The organism is Pantoea rodasii (assembly GCF_002095465.1).
In the GTDB taxonomy this organism is placed as follows: Bacteria; Pseudomonadota; Gammaproteobacteria; order Enterobacterales; family Enterobacteriaceae; genus Pantoea; species Pantoea rodasii.
Genome location: NZ_MLFP01000006.1, coordinates 142,557 through 164,109, shown reverse-complemented (window position 1 = coordinate 164,109; position 21,553 = coordinate 142,557). Strand labels below are relative to the sequence as shown.

The 21,553-nt window shown below is 52.7% G+C and carries 16 protein-coding genes and 2 pseudogenes; 11 read left to right on the top strand and 7 right to left on the bottom strand.

Going from position 1 to position 21,553, the window contains the following annotated elements:
- Nucleotides 1–25: 25 nt before the first annotated feature.
- On the top strand, nt 26–574 hold the full coding sequence (locus HA45_RS11020) for a DUF6622 family protein (protein WP_128598932.1): 549 nt from the start codon (nt 26–28) through the stop codon (nt 572–574).
- A 46-nt stretch (nt 575–620) separates the two neighbouring features.
- Here HA45_RS11020 and HA45_RS11015 read toward each other — a convergent pair whose 3' ends face one another.
- Nucleotides 621–1,262, bottom strand: coding sequence for a glutamate racemase (locus HA45_RS11015; RefSeq protein ID WP_100700085.1), 642 nt, complete (start codon nt 1,260–1,262; stop codon nt 621–623).
- Between the two features lie 138 nt (nt 1,263–1,400).
- Here HA45_RS11015 and HA45_RS11010 point away from each other — a divergent pair, with 138 nt between their 5' ends.
- Both HA45_RS11010 and HA45_RS11005 read left to right on the top strand, forming a co-directional pair.
- Nucleotides 1,401–2,021, top strand: a complete 621-nt coding sequence (locus HA45_RS11010; RefSeq protein WP_366557331.1) for a LysE family translocator — start codon at nt 1,401–1,403, stop codon at nt 2,019–2,021.
- On the top strand, nt 2,018–2,563 hold the full coding sequence (locus tag HA45_RS11005; RefSeq protein WP_240629168.1) for a P-loop NTPase family protein: 546 nt from the start codon (nt 2,018–2,020) through the stop codon (nt 2,561–2,563). The genes HA45_RS11010 and HA45_RS11005 overlap by 4 nt, the downstream gene beginning before the upstream one ends.
- Before the next feature lie 283 nt (nt 2,564–2,846).
- On the opposite strand, the gene HA45_RS11000 is transcribed toward HA45_RS11005, so the two are convergent.
- Nucleotides 2,847–3,068, bottom strand: coding sequence for a hypothetical protein (locus HA45_RS11000; protein ID WP_100700083.1), 222 nt, complete (start codon nt 3,066–3,068; stop codon nt 2,847–2,849).
- A 60-nt stretch (nt 3,069–3,128) separates the two neighbouring features.
- Nucleotides 3,129–3,329 (bottom strand): hypothetical protein, encoded by a 201-nt coding sequence (locus tag HA45_RS10995; protein WP_058959946.1) that lies wholly within the window; start codon nt 3,327–3,329, stop codon nt 3,129–3,131.
- A gap of 286 nt (nt 3,330–3,615) precedes the next feature.
- On the opposite strand from HA45_RS10995, the gene katE reads away from it, so the two are divergent.
- Nucleotides 3,616–5,880, top strand: a complete 2,265-nt coding sequence (gene katE / locus HA45_RS10990; RefSeq protein ID WP_100700082.1) for a catalase HPII — start codon at nt 3,616–3,618, stop codon at nt 5,878–5,880.
- Between the two features lie 55 nt (nt 5,881–5,935).
- Here katE and HA45_RS10985 read toward each other — a convergent pair whose 3' ends face one another.
- Nucleotides 5,936–8,296, bottom strand: coding sequence for a membrane-bound PQQ-dependent dehydrogenase, glucose/quinate/shikimate family (locus HA45_RS10985; protein ID WP_100700081.1), 2,361 nt, complete (start codon nt 8,294–8,296; stop codon nt 5,936–5,938).
- Nucleotides 8,297–8,666: 370 nt separating this feature from the next.
- On the opposite strand from HA45_RS10985, the gene HA45_RS10980 reads away from it, so the two are divergent.
- From HA45_RS10980 to HA45_RS10965, 4 genes are all read left to right on the top strand, one after another.
- A complete protein-coding gene (locus HA45_RS10980) occupies nt 8,667–9,596 on the top strand; it encodes an ABC transporter substrate-binding protein (protein WP_100700080.1) in 930 nt (309 codons plus the stop codon).
- The gene (locus tag HA45_RS10975) at nt 9,593–10,912 is read left to right on the top strand and encodes an NtaA/DmoA family FMN-dependent monooxygenase (protein ID WP_100700079.1); all 1,320 of its coding nucleotides are present in this window, start codon (nt 9,593–9,595) and stop codon (nt 10,910–10,912) included. The genes HA45_RS10980 and HA45_RS10975 overlap by 4 nt, the downstream gene beginning before the upstream one ends.
- Before the next feature lie 260 nt (nt 10,913–11,172).
- A complete protein-coding gene (locus HA45_RS10970; protein ID WP_100700078.1) occupies nt 11,173–12,141 on the top strand; it encodes a GT-D fold domain-containing glycosyltransferase in 969 nt (322 codons plus the stop codon).
- Between the two features lie 251 nt (nt 12,142–12,392).
- Complete coding sequence (locus HA45_RS10965) at nt 12,393–13,763, top strand: MFS transporter (RefSeq protein WP_240629167.1); 1,371 nt, start codon at nt 12,393–12,395, stop codon at nt 13,761–13,763.
- 2 nt (nt 13,764–13,765) lie between these two features.
- Here the strand turns inward: HA45_RS10965 and HA45_RS10960 are convergent, their stop codons facing one another.
- A complete protein-coding gene (locus HA45_RS10960; protein WP_100700076.1) occupies nt 13,766–14,398 on the bottom strand; it encodes a DapH/DapD/GlmU-related protein in 633 nt (210 codons plus the stop codon).
- A 138-nt stretch (nt 14,399–14,536) separates the two neighbouring features.
- Between HA45_RS10960 and HA45_RS10955 the strand changes: the two genes are divergently transcribed.
- Nucleotides 14,537–15,439, top strand: a complete 903-nt coding sequence (locus HA45_RS10955; protein WP_100700075.1) for a ParB/Srx family N-terminal domain-containing protein — start codon at nt 14,537–14,539, stop codon at nt 15,437–15,439.
- A 48-nt stretch (nt 15,440–15,487) separates the two neighbouring features.
- Nucleotides 15,488–16,033: an NUDIX domain-containing protein gene (locus HA45_RS10950; protein WP_100700074.1), complete on the top strand. Its 546-nt coding sequence runs from the start codon at nt 15,488–15,490 to the stop codon at nt 16,031–16,033.
- Nucleotides 16,034–16,268: 235 nt separating this feature from the next.
- Here the strand turns inward: HA45_RS10950 and HA45_RS10945 are convergent.
- Nucleotides 16,269–18,661, bottom strand: a pseudogene (locus tag HA45_RS10945) (glycoside hydrolase family 31 protein).
- 14 nt (nt 18,662–18,675) lie between these two features.
- Nucleotides 18,676–19,988, bottom strand: a pseudogene (locus tag HA45_RS10940) (MFS transporter).
- 363 nt (nt 19,989–20,351) lie between these two features.
- On the opposite strand from HA45_RS10940, the gene uxuA reads away from it, so the two are divergent.
- Complete coding sequence (uxuA, locus tag HA45_RS10935; protein ID WP_100700071.1) at nt 20,352–21,530, top strand: mannonate dehydratase; 1,179 nt, start codon at nt 20,352–20,354, stop codon at nt 21,528–21,530.
- Nucleotides 21,531–21,553 lie beyond the last annotated feature (23 nt).

Here is a 21,553-nt window from a genome sequence, read left to right as displayed (position 1 = left end):
ATCACAAGCGGGTTATTATTGCTTTTTGTTAACCTTGCTCAGGCTACTGGAGACAAAAATGGGACTTATTGAACTGATTAAACATACGCCAGCCTGGGTATGGGTATTATTCATCTATCTGATTTTCCGTGGCATTAAGGCACTAAAGACCCGTGAAGTCGCGGTGCAGAAACTGTTCTATATTCCTGTGCTGTTTTTAGTCTGGGGCTTTTATGGCGTATTTCGGGAAACCACCTGGGTCGCTTATACGCTGTTTTCTATGATTATCGGTTTACTGATTGGGGGTATCGTCGGTGCCATGTTGTCTCACGCGACAGGCAAACCCACTTCCAGTGAAAATCGCGGCACGATTATTCGCCCAGGTTCGGTGTTGCCATTAATATTTATGTTATTAGCCTTTGCCGCCAAATATACGCTTTCCGTTTCTGTGGCTTTGCACCCTGAATTAATCGCTTCCCTGTCATTTAATCTGATTCACGGTGCAATCAGCGGCGTTACTGCGGGGATATTCTGGGGGAGCATGCTGGTTTATTTCATTCCCTGGTATCGACAGCGTAAGAGATTATCCATTTAGCGGGTAAAAAGGGAGGACGCCACCCTCAGGCGCCCTCTCCGCGACATTAACGCTTTGCGATCACCGCGGCTAATGCCAGCTGCGGAATCGTCAATGGACGCTCGCTCTCCGGTATGCTGTTTGCCGCCGCCGCCATCGAGACCTGCGCCAGTGCGACCTGTCGAGCGCCCTGCTCGCGCCCCTGTTTTACCGCATCGGCGATGAGCGCGTGATAGCGTTGATGATCACCCGCTTTAAATGCGGCCCAGGCGTCAGGAATCAATGTGACCTGCGGCTGTTTATCCGCTGGCAGCGTCGGTGGACAGAACAACAGACGGGTAGCCGCTAAAGTTGATTCAGCCGCGCAGAGCACCAGTGCAGGCCCTGCCATTTGATGCAGATGATCTGCCAGCATCCGATCTGCGCGATATACCGGGCAGCCCGTGCTCTGTGGATTGAAGGTGTCGGCCACGGGCCCCAGCGTTGAACAGGTGATCACTATCGCATCAAACCACGGAGTGAAACTGTGCAGCAGCTGTGCCAAACGGTGCTGCTGCTCCTGCGTCATACCGCCACTTTGCTCGGCTTCAGCCAGCAGGTGTGGCATCACAATATGGCTCAGTGAATGGGAAGGTAATTCAAGGGAGTGCGCCGCGTGATCGAACAGTGCGATATTACTGGCAGCGGTGTGCAGGCAAGCGATGGTCATGGTCGTCCTTATTATTGTGCTATTTAAATGTCCGCTTAGTCCTGGCGGCGTGATTGCAGCGGTAGATTATTGCTTCACCGTCTAATAATATTCAAAATTATTTAACATTCATTAGCCGTTACCCTCATGAACCTGCATGTGCTGGCCTTTATCATTGCGATCTTACCGGTGGCCCTGTCGCCAGGGGCGAGTTTCACGCTCGCGATAAACAACACGCTGGTGGCAGGTGCACGCGGGCTGGCGGCAATTATTCTCGGCACTGCACTAGGCATTTATACCCATGCGCTGCTGATTGGCCTGGGAATCAGCGCCCTGCTGGTGCGTTCTCCCATAATATTTAATCTGTTAAGCGTGGCGGGCGCCGCTTATTTGCTGTGGCTCGGCATACAGCTATTGCGTCGAGGTCGTCATATTTCCCAACCCGTCGCCTCCTACCGCAGCGCCCGCATGGGGATTAAAGATGCCTGGCTAGCCAATGTGCTTAACCCAAAAGCGGTGATGCTGTATCTCACTGTGGTATCGCAATTTGCCGGGCGCGATCATGCATTACTGCATTATCTGCTGCTGGCCTCAATACATGTCGCCATCATGGCACTGTGGTTGGTGATCATCTGTTTTACGCTGCTGACCTCAGTGCGGGTGATCAATATTCGTAAGCTATCCATCGCCATCAACATCGGTGGCGGGCTGATACTGGTTTTCTTTGCTATCAGCAATTTGGTTCAGCTTTTTATGACCTTAAAAGGATTTTCATCATGATGGCATTAAGCGACTTCGGCCCACGCATCTGCATTTTGGGGCCTTCAAACAGCGGTAAATCGACGCTGGCTCAGGCCATCGCTAGTCAGACAGCGCGCCCACTCATTCACCTGGATCAGCTTTATCATCTGCCGGATACCCACTGGCAAGCGCGTGCTGAAGCAGATTTCCGGCAATTGCATCAGGACGCTATCGCAGGTGAGAGTTGGATCATGGACGGCAATTATGTGCGCACGCTACCGGACCGCTTAACGCGTGCCAGCGGTATCATTTTGCTGGATATACACCCTTTGCAGAGCTATTTTCGCTACTTAAGGCGAACGCTATTTGATAAACAGCGTGTCGGTGGTGTTGTCTCCGCTCATCAGCGAGAACACCTGACCTGGGAGATGACGCGTTATTTACTGATCACCTCACGTGACCATCGTGATCGCAATCGACGCATGTTTGAGGCGTGGACTTTACCCAAACTGTTACTCAGTTCCCCCCATGAGGTTAACCAACTCTGCCGAGAATGGGGCTTGCTTACGGTCAAAACCTAATCCACGCGTCTCAGCCTTGGTGGCAACAACTTAATCAAGGATTAATTGATTTCAGAAGATAAGCGGCATCCTAACAACGTTAATATTTACCGCTTCGCATGAAATCCCTTCAAGGCCAGCTATGATAATTAAGTCTCTATTACGCCCTGTGATGAGACCTGCTCTCATTGGAAATGTTTGGTACAGGATTGTACAAGCCCGGTTGTCACCACTCCCGGGCTTTATTTTTACAGCGATAAGAATTTTTTGGCGAAATGTGAAGTCGATGACGTGCAGAGCATCATTATTTATTAATGACATCAAACACGTTACTGTTAATTTTCACTCGCTCTCCTAACGACCAGCCTTTTTTTCCCAGGATACGGTCTGGCGTGCCGTCCGGCACATTGAAATAATACGCATCTGAAGAATCATTCTCTTGAAAAATATCGTCTGAGTGTAGACCCATCTCATTGAGTTCTTCTTCCGTCAAACCCAATTCATTTGCAAGTAAAGAATAATCCATTGTTGATCTCCTTAATGGCATAAAAATCAATGGTTACGCACTGTTAATGCGCGACTTACTCTACTTATCCTTGAAAGGATCGTGCTTGTGATCCTGGCTATCATCACGCGTGCGGGGTATCTCACCGTGTTCATCAGGATTATCTGTAGCGGGATGATCATCCTCTTCATACGCATTACCGGCATTGGGTGCGGCTTCCGGAAGGCCTTTTTTGACATCGCCTTCTTTCTTCCGCTGTTCGTTCGTATTATGTGCTTTCATAATTAACTCCATAAGAAGGAATATTTAAGGTTAGGCTATAATTTAAAATTTCGCTCTCATGACTTAGCGCTTGAATTATTTATCCGCATTTACCCGGGCATCGATAATTTCCCGCTTGGCTTTTATCACTGTGTAAACATAATGACAACGTTTTGACCTTCACTTGCCCGCAATGGAACCAATTATACGGCTTCGTTTATTTCCGTTCGAACAAATAACCACCTGCTAATGTTTTTTCTTCTCCTATATTTAATGGGGTCATTAAATCAGTCACTGGAGAATAGCAATGTCGAGCGAAACCGATAAGAAAAAGCTGACTCAGCGAGCCCCGACGAAAGGGCCAGAATCATCACAACCTGGATTAGGGTCGTTGGCTCCCAAAGACGGTTCACACCAACCTCCCGCTGAGCCAACGCCACCCGGAAAGCAGCCTACGGCGCCGGGCAGCCTTAAAGCGCCCGAAACGCAGAGCACCAAGCTTGAGCAACTTGCTGCGCATCGTAAAAATGGTACCGATCAGCCTCTGACCACCAACCAGGGCACGCGTATTGCCAACGATCAGAATTCACTGCGCGCGGGCACGCGTGGCCCGACTTTACTTGAAGATTTCATCATGCGTGAAAAAATCACGCACTTTGATCATGAACGCATCCCTGAGCGCATCGTTCACGCTCGCGGATCTGCCGCTCACGGCTACTTCCAGCCCTATCGTTCGTTAACAGCGCTGACAAAAGCGCATTTCCTTTCTGATTCAGAACAAGTCACCCCGGTGTTTGTTCGTTTCTCAACCGTCCAGGGCGGGGCCGGATCGGCTGACACCGTGCGCGATATCCGCGGGTTCGCCACTAAGTTTTATACCGATGAAGGGGTTTTTGATTTAGTGGGCAACAATACCCCGGTATTTTTCATCCAGGATGCCCACAAATTCCCGGATTTTGTGCATGCCGTTAAGCCTGAACCACACAATGAAATCCCTCAGGGTCAAAGTGCACACGACACCTTCTGGGATTACGTTTCCCTGCAGCCAGAGACCTTGCATAACGTTATCTGGGCGATGTCCGACCGTGGGATCCCACGCAGCTATCGCACTATGGAAGGCTTCGGTATTCACACTTTCCGACTGATCAATGCTGAAGGCAAAGCGACCTTTGTACGCTTCCACTGGAAGCCTGTCGCAGGTAAAGCCTCTTTGCTCTGGGACGAGTCACAGAAACTGACTGGGCGCGACCCTGATTTCCACCGACGCGATTTGTGGGAAGCCATTGAAGCCGGAGATTTCCCGGAATATGAATTAGGCCTGCAACTCATCCCCGAAGAGGACGAGTTTACGTTCGATTTCGATATCCTGGATGCCACCAAACTGATTCCGGAAGAGCTGGTGCCGGTAGAAATCGTTGGCAAGATGGTACTCAATCGCAATCCCGATAACTTTTTTGCTGAAACGGAACAGGTTGCTTTCCATCCGGGACATATTGTTCCGGGGCTGGATTTTTCAAATGATCCCCTGCTGCAAGGCAGATTGTTCTCCTACACCGACACGCAGATTAGCCGCCTGGGTGGACCAAATTTCCATGAGATACCCATCAATCGTCCGGTTTGTCCTTACCATAATTTCCAGCGTCAGGGCATGCACCGTCAGGACATTGATACCAATCCAGCGAATTATGAACCCAATTCGATTAATGACAATTGGCCACGTGAAACACCGCCGGCAGCGGAAGGTGGCGGCTTTGACAGCTATCAGGAGCGCATGGAGGGGCATAAAGTGCGGGAGCGTAGCCCGTCCTTTGGCGAATATTATTCTCAGCCGAGATTATTCTGGTTAAGCCAAACGCCTGTCGAGCAACAGCACATCATTGATGCCTATTCGTTTGAGTTGAGCAAAGTCGCCAGACCGTACATTCGCGAGCGAGTGGTCGATCATCTATTGAATATTGATATTGCCTTAGCGCAGGGGGTTGCCGATAACCTCGGGATTGCCTTGACCGCTGATCAATTGAAGACGCCGCCCGCACCGGATGTTAATGGCCTGCAGAAAGACAGTAGTCTGAGTTTGTATGCCGTTCCCGACGGCGATATCAAAGGACGCCAGGTTGCCCTGCTGTTGAGCGATGGCGTGAAATCAGCAGATGTACTGGCTGTATTGCAGTCACTTAAAGCGGCTGGCGTGCATACAAAATTACTGGCGGCTCACATGGGACAGGTTCGTGCCGACGATGGATCTGTCTTACCTATTGATGCAACCTTTGCGGGGCTCCCTTCACTGACCTTTGATGCGGTGTTTGTACCGGATGGCAACATTGATGCGCTGTTGCTGAGCGGCGACAGTCGTTATTTCCTGCTGGAAGCGTATAAACATCTGAAAGTGATTGGCCTGAGCGGTGAAGCTCGCCGCTTTAAAGCTCAGTTTGCGCTGCAGGTGAGCGAACAAGAAGAGGGAATTATTGATGGTGACAGTTCAGATGACGCTTTGCTGAATGCCTTTATTAATGCAATGAAAACGCACCGTGTCTGGTCACGTAGCCAGAAAGCCCTTTCCGTTCCTGCCTGATGTTCCGCATCGTCCAGAGGAATATCCCTCTGGACGAATTGGCTGTTATTTCATATTACTTCAGACGGAACGCCACTACGCTGTCACCCGCCTGGGTGCCCAGCGAACCGTGCCCGCCTGCCGCAATCACCACGTACTGCTTGCCGTCTTTACCCATAAAGGTCGACGGTGTGGCCTGCGCGCCGGCAGTCAGTTCGGTCTGCCACAGCAGCTCACCGGTAGTGCTGTCGTAAGCGCGGAAGAAGTTATCCGCGGTTGCGCCATGGAACACCACATCGCCCGCAGTCAGCAATGGACCACCGTGTGCCACCATGCCCATCGGGAAGCCGATCGGGAAGCGGCCCGGCAGGAAGCTGGTTTTCAGGTTTTTGGTCACACCCACGCGGCGCAACCACTCGGTTTTACCGGTTTTCAGATCGACACCAACCATACGACCCCAAGGTGGCGCGATGCACGGAATGCCGAGGCCAGAAGCCAACTGCTGAATATGAATCGCGTAGTCACCCTGGAAGTTTTCGTTCCAGTATGGCTGGCCGTCTTTGGTAAACAGACGCTGCGTTTCGGTCTGCGGCGTACGTTTGATCAGGTTGTATTTGTAGGCCAGGCGAACTGGCGCGGCAATCAACATCTGACGCTGCGGATCGACTGCCACTGAACCCCAGTTGAACACGCCAATGTTACCCGGGAAGATCAGCGAACCGGCTTCGGTTGCTGGCGTCCAAGGGTTGCCATCGTAACGCAGTGAACGGAAGTCCATGCGGCATGACATCTGGTCAAACGGCGTGATGCCCCACATCGATTTCTCGGTCAGCGGGTCTGGAATAAAGTTCAGGCTCGACACTGGCTGCGTGGCGGCAAACTTCTCACCCGGCACACCGCCTTCAGTTGAAACCTTCACCTGATTAACCGGATACACCGGCTGACCAGTCAGACGATTCAGCACAAACAGGTTGCCGGTTTTAGTCGGCAGAATTACCACCGGCTGTTTCTGACCCTGATAATCGATATCCAGCAGTGACGGCTGTGATGGGTTATCGCGGTCCCACAGATCGTGGTTAGAACTCTGATAGCGCCACTTAAACGCACCGGTCTGCAGATCCAGCGCGACCAACGCATCGCGGAACTTCTCGGTGTTGCTGTTAGCATCACGTTCAATACCGACTTCATCCGGTGACGCGTTACCAAATGGCACATACACCAGACCATTTTTCAGGTCAGCACTCAGCGTGCCCCAGGCAACCGGCGTATCCTGCGGATAATTCTGTCCCGCAGCGATCGGCGCCGTATTTTCTGGGTTCGATGGATCGAAGTTCCACACCAGACGACCGGTTTCGGCGTCATAGGCACGAATTACGCCCGATGGGTTGCCACTGTTGAAGCCGTTGTCCATCACGGAACCACCGACAATCACCAGCTTGCCCGCCACCAGCGGTGCGGCGGTTTGCATCAACGCATGTGGACGCACTTCGCCCATGTTGGCATGCAGATCCACCACGCCGTTGGTGCCGAAATCAGCACAAGGCTTGCCAGTATCGGCATCCAGTGCAATTAGCTGTGCATCGGTAGTGGCGTTGAAGATACGCTTACGGCAGATGGCCGGAGCTGCTGCTGAATCCTGCGCGGCCACCGGGCTTTGCTCGTAATAGCTTACGCCACGACAGGTCTGATGCTGCTGCAGGTAAGAACGATCTTTATTTGGCGTGTACTTCCACTTCACCGCGCCGGTTTCCGGATCGAGTGCGTGCACTTCGTTATGCGGCGTACAGAAGTAAAGCATGCCATTGGCTTTCACCGGCGTGGCTTCGAAGGTGTACTCGCTGGCATCCGCATCCTGACGTAAATCGCCGGTATGGTAAGTCCAGGCCAGTTCGAGGTTTTGCACATTGTCTTTGGTGATTTGATTCAGCGAAGAGAAACGCTGGCCGTCGGTGGTGCCGCCGTACGCGGTCCAGTCATTGGCTGCGCCCTGCTCGCTGGCTTGTTCACGCGCATTGCTGATGGTGCCCGCCTGCGGTAAGGGATCGTAGAAGCACAGACCGATCACCACCACAATCATCACGATGACCGTGCCACCGAGGAAGGTGTGGAAGCGGCGCTCGCCCTGATACAGCGGTTTCACCACCCACGGCATCGCCAGCCAGACGCCAATCACGCCGAACAAGTCGCCGCGCGGGATCCACTGCCATTTATCAAAGCCCACTTCCCAGATAATCCAGGCCAGGGTAATCCACATCAGAACCGCATACAGCGCCAGCGCGCTTCGCTGGTTTCTGAACAGTAAAATGGCGGTGATCAGTAAGCCCACCGCCATCAATGCATAGAACGCGCTGCCGCCCAGCATCAGCAGTTTGCCGCCCATATAGAGCAGCGCTAATGCCAGAATCGCCAACACGATACTGGTTAGTTTGTTAACCATGCCAATCCCTCAACGTTTTTCATCAATTACCACCCAAAATAAACCTACACAGTTTCAACAAAATTTTAACGTATGTTAGATAGCAGTAAAATCCCGTTGCTGAATGTGTCGTAAGCTTCGCTTATGAATGTAGCTTGGCTAATCACTGATGATTGCTGCAAGCGTCAATGTGTGACTGAAATCACGTTTCATTTTTCGGGGTGAGAATTAATCATTGATCAGGATAAATCGCATTTTTTGATAACGCGTTTGTGCCCTTTTGATAGGTTGAAACCGGCTTTTGCGTCCTGCGCATATCGTTGTGCTGATTTGTTACTACGCCTGCTGTAGCGGAAAACTTACGCTGGTTCCTTTTACTCAGGGAAATGCGATGAAACGTTCAATTATCGCCAGCGCGCTGCTGGCAATCACCCTCACTTCACACGCCGCCAGCACCGAATTGGTGGTAGGCGACCAAAAAGGCAACGCGCGCGCCGTGATGACAGCGGCGGGGGAACTCAACAATCTGCCTTATGAACTCAAATGGTATGAGTTTCCTAATGCCGCACCGCTGCTGGAGTCTCTCAATTCACAACACCTGGATGCGGGTTTAGTCGGTGACGGTCCGCTGGCCTTTGCCGTGGCCGCAGGGGCTAAAATTCGTGCCGTTCAGGCATCGCAATATCTTGGCAATGGGTTGCTGGTGAAGAACAACAGCCCGGTCCATACCATTGCCGATTTGAAAGGCAAAAAAGTGGCCACGGTGAAAGGTTCATCCGGACAGAATATGGTCCTTAATGCCCTGCATCAGGCCGGTTTACCTGATGACAGCGTCAACTTTGTTTTTACCACGCCTGCTGAAGCGACTCTGGCGCTGGATAATGGTGCGGTTGATGCGGTAGCCACATGGGAGCCCTATGTCTCCTTTGCCGTGGCGCAATCGGGCGATCGCATTGCCATCGACGGTAAGGATGCGCCGGTGTCCAATTATCTGGTGGCCACCGACAGTGCCATCAGTGCGAAACGTGACGCGCTGGTCGATTTCCGTCAGCGTCTGATTCGCGCCCGCGCCTGGGGAGTCGCGCATCCGCAGGAGTATGCCAACGGCATCGCCTCGTTGTTGCGTCTGCCAGATGCCGTGGCACTCAGCAAAGTACAACGTGAGAACAATGCCCCGGTAGAAGATTACGCGCTGATCGCCCAGCGCCAGCAGGCGGCGATTGATACCTTCGCCCGCAGTGGATTAATTAAACCTGGCTTACAGGCTAGTACGCTGGTGGATGCTTCGTTTTTTAACCCGAGTGGAGCCGTGAAACCATGATGAATTTGGCGCTCTATCTTGATTCCGGTATTCATCAAGGCGGCTGGCGTCATCCACTGGCGGCCACCACCGGCGGCAGTAATTGGCCGTTGTACCGTAAAATTGCGCAGCGCGCAGAAGCGGCAAAACTGGATATGATTTTTGTCGCTGACAAACTGGCGATTGACGATGTGTATGGCGGTCATCTGGCGCACACCGTTCAGCATCGTCAGGTTGGCTGGTCTGAACCGCTGACGCTGCTGGCAGCGCTGGCGGCAGTGACGGACCACATTGGTTTAGGCGGCACGGTTTCCGCCTCCTACTCCGAGCCCTACACCACGGCACGACAGTTGGCCAACATCGATCACATCAGCGGCGGCCGTGCGGCTTGGAATGTCGTGACGTCGTTAACCCATGCTGAGGCACGTAATTTTGGTCGCAGTCAGCATTTCAGTCATGAAGATCGCTACCGTCGGGCGGCGGAATTTATTGATGTGATGAAGGCCCTGTGGGACAGCTTTGAAGAGGATGCGCTGGTGGTGGAGAAAACCACGCCGCGCTTTGCCGATCCCGCGCGTTTTCATCGTTTCGATCATCAGGGTGAATCCTTCGATATTCAGGGCCCGCTTAACCTGCCGCGACCGCCACAGGGCCATCCGGTGGTGATTCAGGCGGGCGTATCGGACGCCTTCGTTGACCTTGCCGCGCAGCACGCTGAGATGCTGTTCGTGGTACAACCCACCCGTGAACGCGCTCAGCAGTTCTATCGCACCCTCAAGGAACGGGCTCAGCACTATCATCGTCAGCCGGATCAACTACGCATTTTACCGGGCCTGGTGCCGATTGTCGGCCACAGTGAGCAGGATGCACGTGATCGGGCGGAATACCTCAAATCTTTGATCACCGTGGAATCAGGGCTGAGCTTTGTTTCCGCCAGCATGAATATCGATTTATCGCAGTATCCGGTTGATGGCCCAGTGCCGGACCTGCGCGAGCAGATCACCGGCAGCAAAGGCCGTTTTCAGTATGTGATTGCCCATGCTATAGAGCAGAAACTCACTCTGGGGGAGATGGCCAAACGCTATGCAGAAAGCTTATCGTTCCCCTCACCAGTTGGCACTGCCGACCATATCGCTCAGCAGATGCAGGATTGGTATCAACAGCAAGCATGCGATGGCTTTGTGATTCTGCCGACTTATATTGATGAAAATGAGGACTTGTTCCTCGAGCACGTGGTGCCCCGCCTGCAAGCGGCGGGCGTGTTCCGACAGACGTATGCCCCAGGTACGCTACGCGATCGCCTGGGATTAGCCAAACCCGCAAACCGTTTCCATTAATGGTTATTTGTTGAATTGAATTAAACTATTATCGGTGCGCCACTGCGATTACTCCTGGATATATTTGATACAGTGGCGCCAATAACACCATTTCATGTCACTTTTATTTAAATTTATTTATTCTAATATCATCGCTATTGATTAGCCTCTTTCTGTTCTTATCACTTTGAGATTTTCCCTACGCTGACCTCGCGATAATAGCGTGATATAAATCACACCACTGCAGTGCGGCAAGGCCGCAAATAAAAAGAAGGTTAATTATGGTCAGTGCAGATTTCATTTATCGAAAATTACGGTTTCCTTTTAAACTGACACACGCTGCTTTTAAATTTCCTATTGCCAATGCTCGTGCTAAGCATTATCAGGTTTTGTCACCTGAACAGACTATCGATCTGTTACTGCAGGACAATACGCTGTCCCTTAGCCGCTATGGCGATGGAGAACTGGAGATGACGCTGTTTAAAAATATTGATTTCCAACCCTTCGATCAGCGCCTCTCCATCCGCCTTAAAGAGATTTTACGCCGTGGGACGCAATCGAATAATTGTTGTTTACTCTGTATGCCCGATGCTTTTCGCGGCACGGGCAATATGCGGTTAGGTTCAGCCCTATTCTGGTTTTTTCATAAGGCGTTCTTTTTCCGTCATTATGAAAACTTATTAAAGAAAGGGTATCGATACGGAAACACTTCCGTCACGCGTCCCTATCATGATTATAAAGACAAGCAACAGGCGAGCCGGATTTTTAATAAATTCAAACTGCTATTTCAGGGTAAGCGGATTTTAATCGTGGAGGGCAGCGGCACGCGCCTGGGGATCGGTAACGACTTGCTGGAGGGGGCAAGCGAAATTAAGCGTATCACCACGCTTAATCGTAATGCCTTTTCTGTCTATAACACCCTCTATACCTCGGTGCTGGCGCATGCGCGTGATTACGACATGGTGCTGATGTCCCTTGGTCCTACCGCAACGGTTCTGGCCTACGACTTAAGCCAGCACGGCATTCGCTGCATTGATACCGGCCACATCGATATCGAATATGAATGGATGCGCAGTTCGGCGCACGGCAAGGTACAGGTGGCGGGTAAAAACGTGAATGAAGCCGGCGTGTTACTCAGCGATGACTCACAGGATATGGATGATCATTACCGCAATCAGGTCCTGCTGCACGTCGGACTGCCAGCCGAAGCGCAACTGAGCGCCCCCCTGATGCCGCAACAGTTGGTCTAGCACCCCGATCGCAAGCAATCGCAAAAAAGAGGTATTTTGAGATTGCTTGCGATCGCCGCTTGATAACAACGCTGGCGAATGAAAATGATCATCCTATTACGCCCGCCATCGATAGCCCACGCACTATAAAAGAACGCTTAAGTGATCATGCTGGTGCAACCTTGTAGCAAGCTAACAGCCATCGAGAAATCCTCGTCTTTTTAATGCCCATAATGACACCCTGTCTTATTTTCATTAGCAGCCTCATTATCATGGCATCAGCTTTGCTTAATGATTCCTGTGTTCTTTTAAGGAGTCGCGCTATGCAAGCATCTTCAACTCGCTATACCATCTTCTCGCTGCTGTTTTTAATCGCACTGATCAATTACGTTGATCGCGGTGCGCTCTCCTTTGCCGCCAATGCTATTTCTCAGGAGTTTCACTTCAGCAAAGTGCAGCTGGGTGCAGTACTCGGCTATTTCGGTTTTGGTTATCTGTTTGGTTCGCTGTGTGGCGGATTTCTCGCTGATAGATTGGGCACCAAAAAAGTGTGGTTGATGGCCGGGATTCTTTGGTCGCTGCTGGAGATTGCCACCGCTTGGGCGGGAGAAGTCGGCATGGCGCTGTTTGGCGGCTCGGCCATTATGGGCTTTGCTGCGCTGCGCATCCTGTTTGGTTTTTCCGAAGGCCCCGCTTATGCCCTGATGAACAAAACCATTGCACACTGGGCGCCAGACAATGAACGCGGTTTTGCGTTAAGCATTGGTTTGCTCAGCACCCAGGTCGGTTCCCTGCTCACCGCACCAATTGCCGTGGGATTGCTCCTGCTCACCGATGACTGGCGAATGATGTTTATTCTGCTGGGTGCTTTTTCCCTGCTGGCAATGCTGCTGTTTGCTCGTCACTTCACCGATACGCCACTGCTGCATCCACGGGCCAATGCGGCGGAACGTCAGCTCATCATCAGCGGTCAAAAGTCCGAAAGCCAGCATGAGGGCGCGTTGCCGTGGTGGCGATTTTTCACCAGCCGGACTCTGGTGTGCAACGCCCTTGGCTACTTTAGCTTCCTCTATATCACCTTCACGCTGGTCACCTGGCTGCCAAAATATCTGCAGGATAACTTCCATTACGACCTGCACTCATTGTGGTATGTGGCGATGATTCCCTGGAGCGGAGCCTGCTTAACGGTCCTGCTTGGCGGACGTATAGCCGACCGCCTGCTGGCCTGCTTCAATAACCTGCGCCTGGCCAGAAATGTCTTCGCCTCTGTGACGTTGTGCGCCACCGCTTGCTGCTTTATGGCGATTCCATGGGTGGGCTCGGCGGCTGGCATCATCGCTTTGATGACGTTAGGCAATGCACTCAACGCGCTGGTGAATAACGTTTATTGGTCGGTGGTGATTGATGTCACACCCAAAGCTTCGGTGGGAGCTTATAGCGGGATGACGCTGGCCATCGCCAATCTTGCCTCGATTATCTCGCCAATGCTGAGTGGTTGGCTGGCGGAATACTATGGCTATAACGCGATGTTCACTGTCACCGCCTGCATTGCCTTTGGCAGTATGCTGGCGATGACGCTGCTGCAGCCCGAGAAGCGCCTGCAGGCCGAAGCCCCTACGGCCACGGCGCAGCAGGCGTTATAAATCTACACCGCGTGCCGCTGGCAGAAAGCAGCGATATCTGGCGATTGGAAATCGGCCAGATGCGCCATGACTTTTTCCAGCGGCCAATTCCACCAGGCGATCTGCTGCAACTGCACGGCGATTTCAGAACTAAAACGCGCGCGGATGACTTTCGCAGGAACACCGCCCACGATGGTGTAAGGCGCAACATCTTTAGTCACCACCGCGCCGGCAGCCAGCACTGCGCCATCACCGATGGTGACACCGGGCAGCACAATCACCCCGTGACCAATCCACACATCGTTGCCAATGATCACCCGGTCTTCACGGCGGTGGGCAAAGAAGCCCGCATCGCGCTGCGCTTGTGGGTCATAATATTCCGGGCAGTAGGTGAAACGATGCTGTGAAGCACGATCCATCGGATGATTGGGCGCACCAATCCTCACCTGATTGGCAATCGCGGTATAACGACCGATCTGCGCATCCGCCACACAACAGTGTTCGCCAAGATAGGAAAAATCACCCAACTCGCTGTACTCAAGATAACTTTCAGCGAGGATTTCGCACTGCTGACCGATGTGGGTTTCGCGCATGCGCACGCTGGGGTCGATAATCGTGTGTTGCAGTTTAGCTGGCTGGACAGCGGCGAGGGCCATAGAACGCTCCAATGTGGTCAGATGTCTGGATAACGGGTTGTATCTGGACAACCGCGAAGCACAACACTAAAGCGGGAAGATGACAGAAATGCTATCGTGTCGCCTCTGTTGCAGGGGAATAAGCGAAAGGGAAAGGGAATGAGAACACCATGGTCACTGCTGGCATTGTTGTGGTCCGCCGGTCAGGCTTCTGCCGCACTGCCCGCCGATATCAAAGCGGGCGATATTGTGCAGGTGCAACTGTCGCAACTGCATCCGACGCAGGCTGCGATTGGCTATCGTCAGTTGGATTACAAATTGCATCGCTATCAAGCCGATCCTAAAAAACTGTTCGATGATTTCTGCGAGAGCATGGGACAGAAAGGCGTGGATAAATTCAGCAGTAAATCACGCATCTCCGATCCGGACAGTTTTACCTGCAAAGCCCCGGTGGGCTCGCAGCCGGGCCCGATGAAAACCGCCGTTATCGCCCCGGATAACGCGCTCTATCTCACTGATGGCCACCACACCTTTAGCAATTTCGCTGATATTGGCGGCTTAAAAACTCGCGTGCAGGTTCGCATTACTAACGATTTCCGCAGCCTGAAAACCATGACGGCTTTCTGGCAACAGATGGAAGCCGCTCATTTGGTCTGGCTGGATACGCCTAAAGGTAAAATCACGCCTGATGCCCTGCCGAAAGTCCTTGGCCGTAAACATATGCAGGACGATGAGTATCGTTCGCTGGTTTATTTCGTGCGCGATATCGGCTTTGAGAAAGAGGATAACCCGCCACCGTTCCTTGAATTCTATTGGGGGGAATGGCTGGAAAGCGAACTGCCGCTAAAATCATTCGATCTGCATGACCGCAAAGGCTATGGCGCAGCGGTCACCGCCATTGCGGAGAAAATCACGGAAGTGCCTAAAGACACGGTGATTGCGCAAAGCGATAACGGCCCGCTGACCGCTGAAAAGCTGGGTGCGATGAAAAAGGTCAACGAGAAGAAACTCGATAAGATGATTTCTGCGGATGGCAAGCTCGGCTGGGCGTTTAAACAGTAATATCACTGAGGTTAATTAACCCATCGATACATTGAGCGGAGGCCTATTTTGAAACCTGAAATTCACACCCTTGCATCCACTGAGATCTATCGCAACCGCTGGATGACGCTAAAAGAAGATAAAATTCAACGCGCTGATGGCAGTGAAGGCATCTATTCAGTGATTGAAAAGAACGATTTCGTGGTGATTCTTCCGGTGGAGGATGACAGCCTCTTTGTGGTGGAACAGTATCGTTATCCGATAGGTGAACGCACCATTGAGTTGCCGCAAGGCAGTTGGGAACTCGATCCCGGCGCGACGCCAGAAATGCTGGCTGCGGGCGAACTGCAAGAAGAAACCGGGTTAATTGCCGACCGCTGGCAGTATGTGGGCTATCAAAAACTGGCGCAGGGCTACTCTGCACAGGGTTATCACATCTATCTCGCCAGTGACCTGCATTATCAAGGGCAAAATCTGGATGCTGAAGAAGTTGGGCTGACGGCACGCAAAATGAAGATCAGTGAATTTCTACAACAGGTGCTGGAAGGGAAAGTGACCGATGCAACATCCGTGACTGCGTTTTTACTGGCGCGGGCAAAGGGATTGATCGATTGATTTAATGCTACGGCAGGCTTTTCGTTCGCCATAAATGGCATAAGGCTTGTCGGTTAACCCCCTAAATAATCACGATTTTCGGTAGCTGCGCAATTGATTGCGCTTCCTACAGCCACTAAGTTAAGTAACGATGCGCGATAAATCGCGCCGCTACCGGATGTACTGTTAACCCGCTTAGGCTTTACTGATTAGTATTGAAGAGTGCGCATTTAGCGCACTCTTTGAGATCTGAGGCTTAGTGGCTCGCTAACTGCGCCAGCACGACATGCGCATCCGCGCTATCAACCGCCACACCTTCAACAAACAGCTGACGTTGTTCTCCAGCAGGCAGTGCAATCTGCAGCGTTTTCCATGCTGGCTGGTAATCGCCTTTGCGTGTAAAGCTCAGGTGAATGGCCCCGGCGTCGCTGCGCATTTCCCAGCTCAGCCACAAGGCGTTACCCTGCTGATAACCCCACGACTCACCGTCATCCTCGAACACCAATCCGTTGCTTACGCCTTTAGCCTGTAGCGGATAAAGTTGCAGCGTGCGGCGGTCATCCGCTTGTGCATCCACATGACGCAGACGCTGGCTAAACGGCAAGGCTGCGCCGGCGCGCACCAGCATTGGCTGGGTTTCCAGTGGCGCAGGCAGCGTGATCCACTGACCACCGCTGTACCACTGTTGTGTGGCGAAATCATACCAACCGGTTTGGTTATCCGGCAGCCAAAGGGTGCGTTCACGCTGACCCGCTTCAACCACGCTCGCCACTAATACATCACGGCCCAACAGAAACTCGTCGCACTCGGCAAAGGTCTGGGCGTCATGCTCATGATCGAGGAAGGTTGGACGCAGCATCGGTTCATCATCGGCATGCGCTTGCCACAGCAAGGTATAGAGATACGGTAGCAGGCGATAACGCAGTTCAATGGCGGCACGAATCGCAGGCGTGACCGACGGATACATCCACGGCTCATTCACTGTGTGATCGTCATTCCACGAGTGAATGGTGAAACGCGGATGCATCACGCCATTCTGCACCCAACGCACAAACAGTTCGGCATCCGGTTTATCGCCCGAGAAACCGCCCACATCGTGCCCGACGTTATACAGGCCCGACAAACTCATCCCCAGGCCCATACGGATGTTGTAGCGCAGCGAGGTCCAGTTGGTGCGGTTATCGCCACTCCAGGTTTGGACATAGCGTTGCATCCCGGCACAGCCAGAACGAGAAATCAGGAACGGACGTTTTCCGGCGCGAAACGCTGCTGCGCTTCCATCGACGCACGCATCATCAGCAACGGCATCACCGGGCGGATATGCTTAATGGCGATCGGCGTACCAAAACCGTGGCAACGCGCTTCACCATCCCACACTTCATATTCGTTATTATCATTCCAGGTGGAATCGATACCCTTTTCCAGCAGCTGTTGGGTGACGTTTTCTTGCCACCACGCCACCGCTTGTGGATGGGTAAAATCAAGGTGCGAACCTTCGTCGTCCCAGAACACCGAACGCTCTGGTGCGTCCTCTTCCGAATCGCGGATAAACAGCCCCTGCGACGCCACTTCTTCATAGCGCGGATGGTCCTGCAACAGGCAAGGTTTGATGTTAGCGGCCAAACGCAGACCGGCATCATGGAACGCCTGGCTCATCACCTCGGGCTGCGGCACTTTGTCGTCGTTCCAGTTGAACACGTAGCGCTTGTTGTTGATTGAGGTGTAGCCGGACGACAGCTGGAATGAATCGCACGGGATATCGTGCTCTTCACACAGGCGAATAAATTTCATCAGCTGATTCTGTGCATCTGGCGCATCGGTGTAGTGCATGGTTGAGCCGCTGTAGCCCAGGCTCCATTTCGGGCCAAACAGCGTTTTACCGGTGAGACGCACAAAGGCTTTGGTGACATCCAGCACTTTGCTGCCAACAAACAGGTAATAATCGATGTCACCACTTTCGGCCTGCCAGCGACGATACGGCTGATGGTAGTTATCCAGCTCGTTGCCAAGATCGAACCAGCTGCTGCTGAGGTTATCGTAGTAAAGGCCGAAGCTCACGTCGCTGCGACGCGTAATCGTGAACGGCACATGTTTGTACAGTGGATCGGTTGAGGAGGCGTTATAGCCCATCGCATCCAGGTTGCGCATCTCATAGCGCTTGCCGTTACGTTGCAAATCGCCGGCTTTCTCACCGAGGCCGTAATAGGCATCATCATTCATTCGACGCTGATAGTGCGCCACGCCGTCACCGTGTGCGTTGATCTGATAAGCACTGGTTGGGCGGTCACAGGTCAACAGCTGCCAGGCACCGGCGCTATCGCGGTGTTGCCACTCCAGCGCCAGCGGCTGATGGACAATCACGCGCAGCACGTCGGTAGACACCACCAGCGTGTCACCCTCTTCTTCCAGCGTAAAACCCGGCAGCGTGAAGCCCGCCAGGCTGTCACGTGGACGCCCTTCCCACGGCACATCGCTTTCTGGCGCAATGCTCCAGGTGCGGTCAAAGGCAAAACCGCTCTGACGTTTAATCGCTACACGGAACATGCCGGATTCGAGCACGTACAGGTTCAGCGTATGTTTACCATCAACGGTTAACGCAACATGGTGTTGATCAGAGTGCGTGAGTGACCAATTCTTTAACGTTTTCATTGTTACCTACTTTTTCAGGCGCGCTGTGCGCGACGTTCAGCAATAAAAGCAATCAGGAAGACCGCGCCAATCAAATCAAAGAAGCCCATGGCGACAAACAGCGGGTTAAAGCCAATTTTGTCGGCGGTGACGCCAATAATCAGGGAGAAAATGAAGCTGGAGATCCACGCGAATGAGCCGCGCATACCATTCACCGTCGCCATCTGTCCTTTATCAAACTTCTCCACCACCAGCGCACTCAGCATGCAAGAGATGATCTGATGACCGAAGCCACCAATCGAGATCAATGCGATAGCGACGTAAGGGTCTTTGGTCATCGCCACCAGTGCGAGAGACAACATCAGGAAGGCGCCGGTAACGGAACTGGCCACCACCGAGTTCACCAGCTTGAAACCAAACAAGCGTGTGTAGATACGCGTCAGATAGCCACTCGCGACACTCCCCAGATCCGCGGCAAGGAATGGCAGCCAGGCAAACATGGCGATCTGCTTGAGATCCATGCCAAGATCTTTCGCCAGGTAGAGCGGCACCCAGAAACTCAATACGCCCCACGCCGGTTCAGCCATAAAGGCGGGGATCGCAATGCCGTAGAAGCGTTTGTTTTTGGAGACGCTTTTAGTGCCTTGAAGAACGGTAATTTTACCGCGGGCGGTTCGTTATCCTGACGGATAAATTCCAGTTCAGACGCGGACAGATTGGGATGAACCTCAGGATCGCGATACAGTAACCACCACAGCACCACCCACCCCAGCGCCAGGCAACCGGTAAACAGGAAAGCCCCCTGCCAGCCAAATGAGGCATGAGCGAAATAGATAATCGGCGGTGCCAACATGGCGCCAATCGAGAAGCCCACACCCGCCCATCCGGCCGCGACTGGGCGCTCTTTTTTCGGGAACCATTCACCTAAGACTTTGGCGTTTGCTGGAGTCGCAGCGGCTTCCGCTCCGCCCATGACAAAACGCAGAATAGCGAGGTGAACCCAGCTCGCCGCCCCCGCATGAAACAAGCAGGCAACCGCCCAGACCGAAGCACAAATCAGGAAGCCGACTTTGAGGCCTATGACATCAATCAGCCAGCCGCAAATCGGTTGAAAGAAGGTATACGCCAGCTGAAACGCGCCGACGATCCATGAATATTGTTCAGTAGTGATGCCCAGGCTGGTTTTCAGCTCAGGCGCCAGAATGCCCAGTGAGTTACGGGTGATGTAGTTGACGGTAACGCCCGCTAAGAACAGCACCAACACCCACCAGCGCAAATTGCGGAAGGTACGTTTGCTGCCAGCGGCAGCGATCCCTGGATTTAAACTGCGGTTCATCTGGTTCTCCATTCTTTATTAACATCATGAGCTTACAAATTCTGTGGTGAATGCGCGGACTCGCGATAAACCGGAAATATCGTTGGCTGCCGCCCAGAATCTGTTGCTTGTTGTTGAGGAGCGACTTCAGTGAGTCATCTCTAACCATCCGCCAGGAGTGAAACACAGATGCGCAAAGTGGTCGCCACTTGCATAACGCATTTGTGATCTGGTTAACCAAAATTAGCAGTGAGGTTGACATCCTTGGTCAAAGAGTCGAATTTTAACGCCTGAAGCGCAGTTCATTCGATAAAACGGTGCGCTAACCGATAAATAGGTCAACCAATATAAGAATTGTCTTGAGTTTCATTTTCAGGACCCACATGAGGTAACAACATGAAGCAGACCTGGCGCTGGTATGGCCCAAATGACCCCGTTTCTCTCGCTGATGCACGACAAGCTGGCGTGACTGGCATCGTGACGGCGCTGCACCACATACCGAATGGGGAAGTGTGGTCAGTGGATGAAATTATGCAGCGTAAGGCAATTATCGAAGCCGCCGGGCTGGAGTGGTCAGTGGTCGAAAGCGTGCCAATTCACGAAGAGATCAAAACCGGCAGCGGTGAGTGTCAGAAGTGGATCAGTCATTACCAGCAGTCTCTGCGCAATCTGGCGCAGTGTGGCATTAAAACCGTGTGCTACAACTTCATGCCGATTCTCGACTGGACACGCACTGACCTTGAATATTTGCTGCCGGACGGTGCCAAAGCGCTACGTTTCGACCAGATTGAATTCGCCGTGTTTGAATTACATATCCTGCAGCGTCCTGGTGCGGAAAACGATTACTCCAGCACCGAGATCGCTCAGGCAGCTGACCGTTTCGCGACCATGAGCGAAGCGCACAAAACGCGCCTGACGCGTAACATTATTGCCGGTCTGCCGGGTGCTGAAGAAGGTTACTCGCTGGATCAGTTCCGCGCCCAGCTGGCACGCTATAACGGTATTGGTAAAGCCGAACTACGCGAAAACTTCGCCACCTTCCTGCGCGCGATCATTCCTGTTGCTGAAGAAGCCGGTGTGCGGATGGCGGTGCATCCAGATGATCCACCCCGCCCGATTCTTGGCCTGCCTCGCATTGTCTCTAACGCGGACGATTTGCAGTGGATGATGGATACCGTGCCGAGCCCTGCCAATGGCTTCACCATGTGCACCGGATCTTATGGCGTCTTAGCTGAAAACGATCTGGCCGGCATGGTGAAACGTTTTGGCCCGCGCATCTACTTCGCCCATTTGCGGTCAACCAAACGCGAAGAGAATCCGAACACTTTCCATGAAGCCGCGCACCTCGGCGGTGATGTCGACATGTTCGCGGTGATTAAAGCCATTGCCGAAGAAGAACATCGCCGTAAAACCGCAGGTCAGGAAGATCTAATCCCGATGCGTCCGGACCACGGCCACCAGATGCTCGACGATCTCAGGAAGAAGACCAATCCAGGTTATTCGGCCATTGGTCGTCTGAAAGGTCTGGCGGAGATTCGTGGTGTGGAGTTGGCGATTAATCGCGCCTATTTCTAAAGGCATTCGCTGCTGCTGGCGCA

Coding starts and splice junctions, on each gene's coding strand:
- HA45_RS10960 (WP_100700076.1), bottom strand. CDS start 14,398: ATGGCCCTCGCCGCTGTCCAGCCAGCTAAACTGCAACACACGATTATC.
- uxuA (WP_100700071.1), top strand. CDS start 20,352: ATGAAGCAGACCTGGCGCTGGTATGGCCCAAATGACCCCGTTTCTCTC.
- HA45_RS10970 (WP_100700078.1), top strand. CDS start 11,173: ATGGTCAGTGCAGATTTCATTTATCGAAAATTACGGTTTCCTTTTAAA.
- HA45_RS11015 (WP_100700085.1), bottom strand. CDS start 1,262: ATGACCATCGCTTGCCTGCACACCGCTGCCAGTAATATCGCACTGTTC.
- HA45_RS10955 (WP_100700075.1), top strand. CDS start 14,537: ATGAGAACACCATGGTCACTGCTGGCATTGTTGTGGTCCGCCGGTCAG.
- HA45_RS10995 (WP_058959946.1), bottom strand. CDS start 3,329: ATGAAAGCACATAATACGAACGAACAGCGGAAGAAAGAAGGCGATGTC.
- HA45_RS10980 (WP_100700080.1), top strand. CDS start 8,667: ATGAAACGTTCAATTATCGCCAGCGCGCTGCTGGCAATCACCCTCACT.
- HA45_RS10965 (WP_240629167.1), top strand. CDS start 12,393: ATGGCATCAGCTTTGCTTAATGATTCCTGTGTTCTTTTAAGGAGTCGC.
- HA45_RS10985 (WP_100700081.1), bottom strand. CDS start 8,296: ATGGTTAACAAACTAACCAGTATCGTGTTGGCGATTCTGGCATTAGCG.
- HA45_RS10975 (WP_100700079.1), top strand. CDS start 9,593: ATGATGAATTTGGCGCTCTATCTTGATTCCGGTATTCATCAAGGCGGC.
- HA45_RS11000 (WP_100700083.1), bottom strand. CDS start 3,068: ATGGATTATTCTTTACTTGCAAATGAATTGGGTTTGACGGAAGAAGAA.
- katE (WP_100700082.1), top strand. CDS start 3,616: ATGTCGAGCGAAACCGATAAGAAAAAGCTGACTCAGCGAGCCCCGACG.
- HA45_RS11005 (WP_240629168.1), top strand. CDS start 2,018: ATGATGGCATTAAGCGACTTCGGCCCACGCATCTGCATTTTGGGGCCT.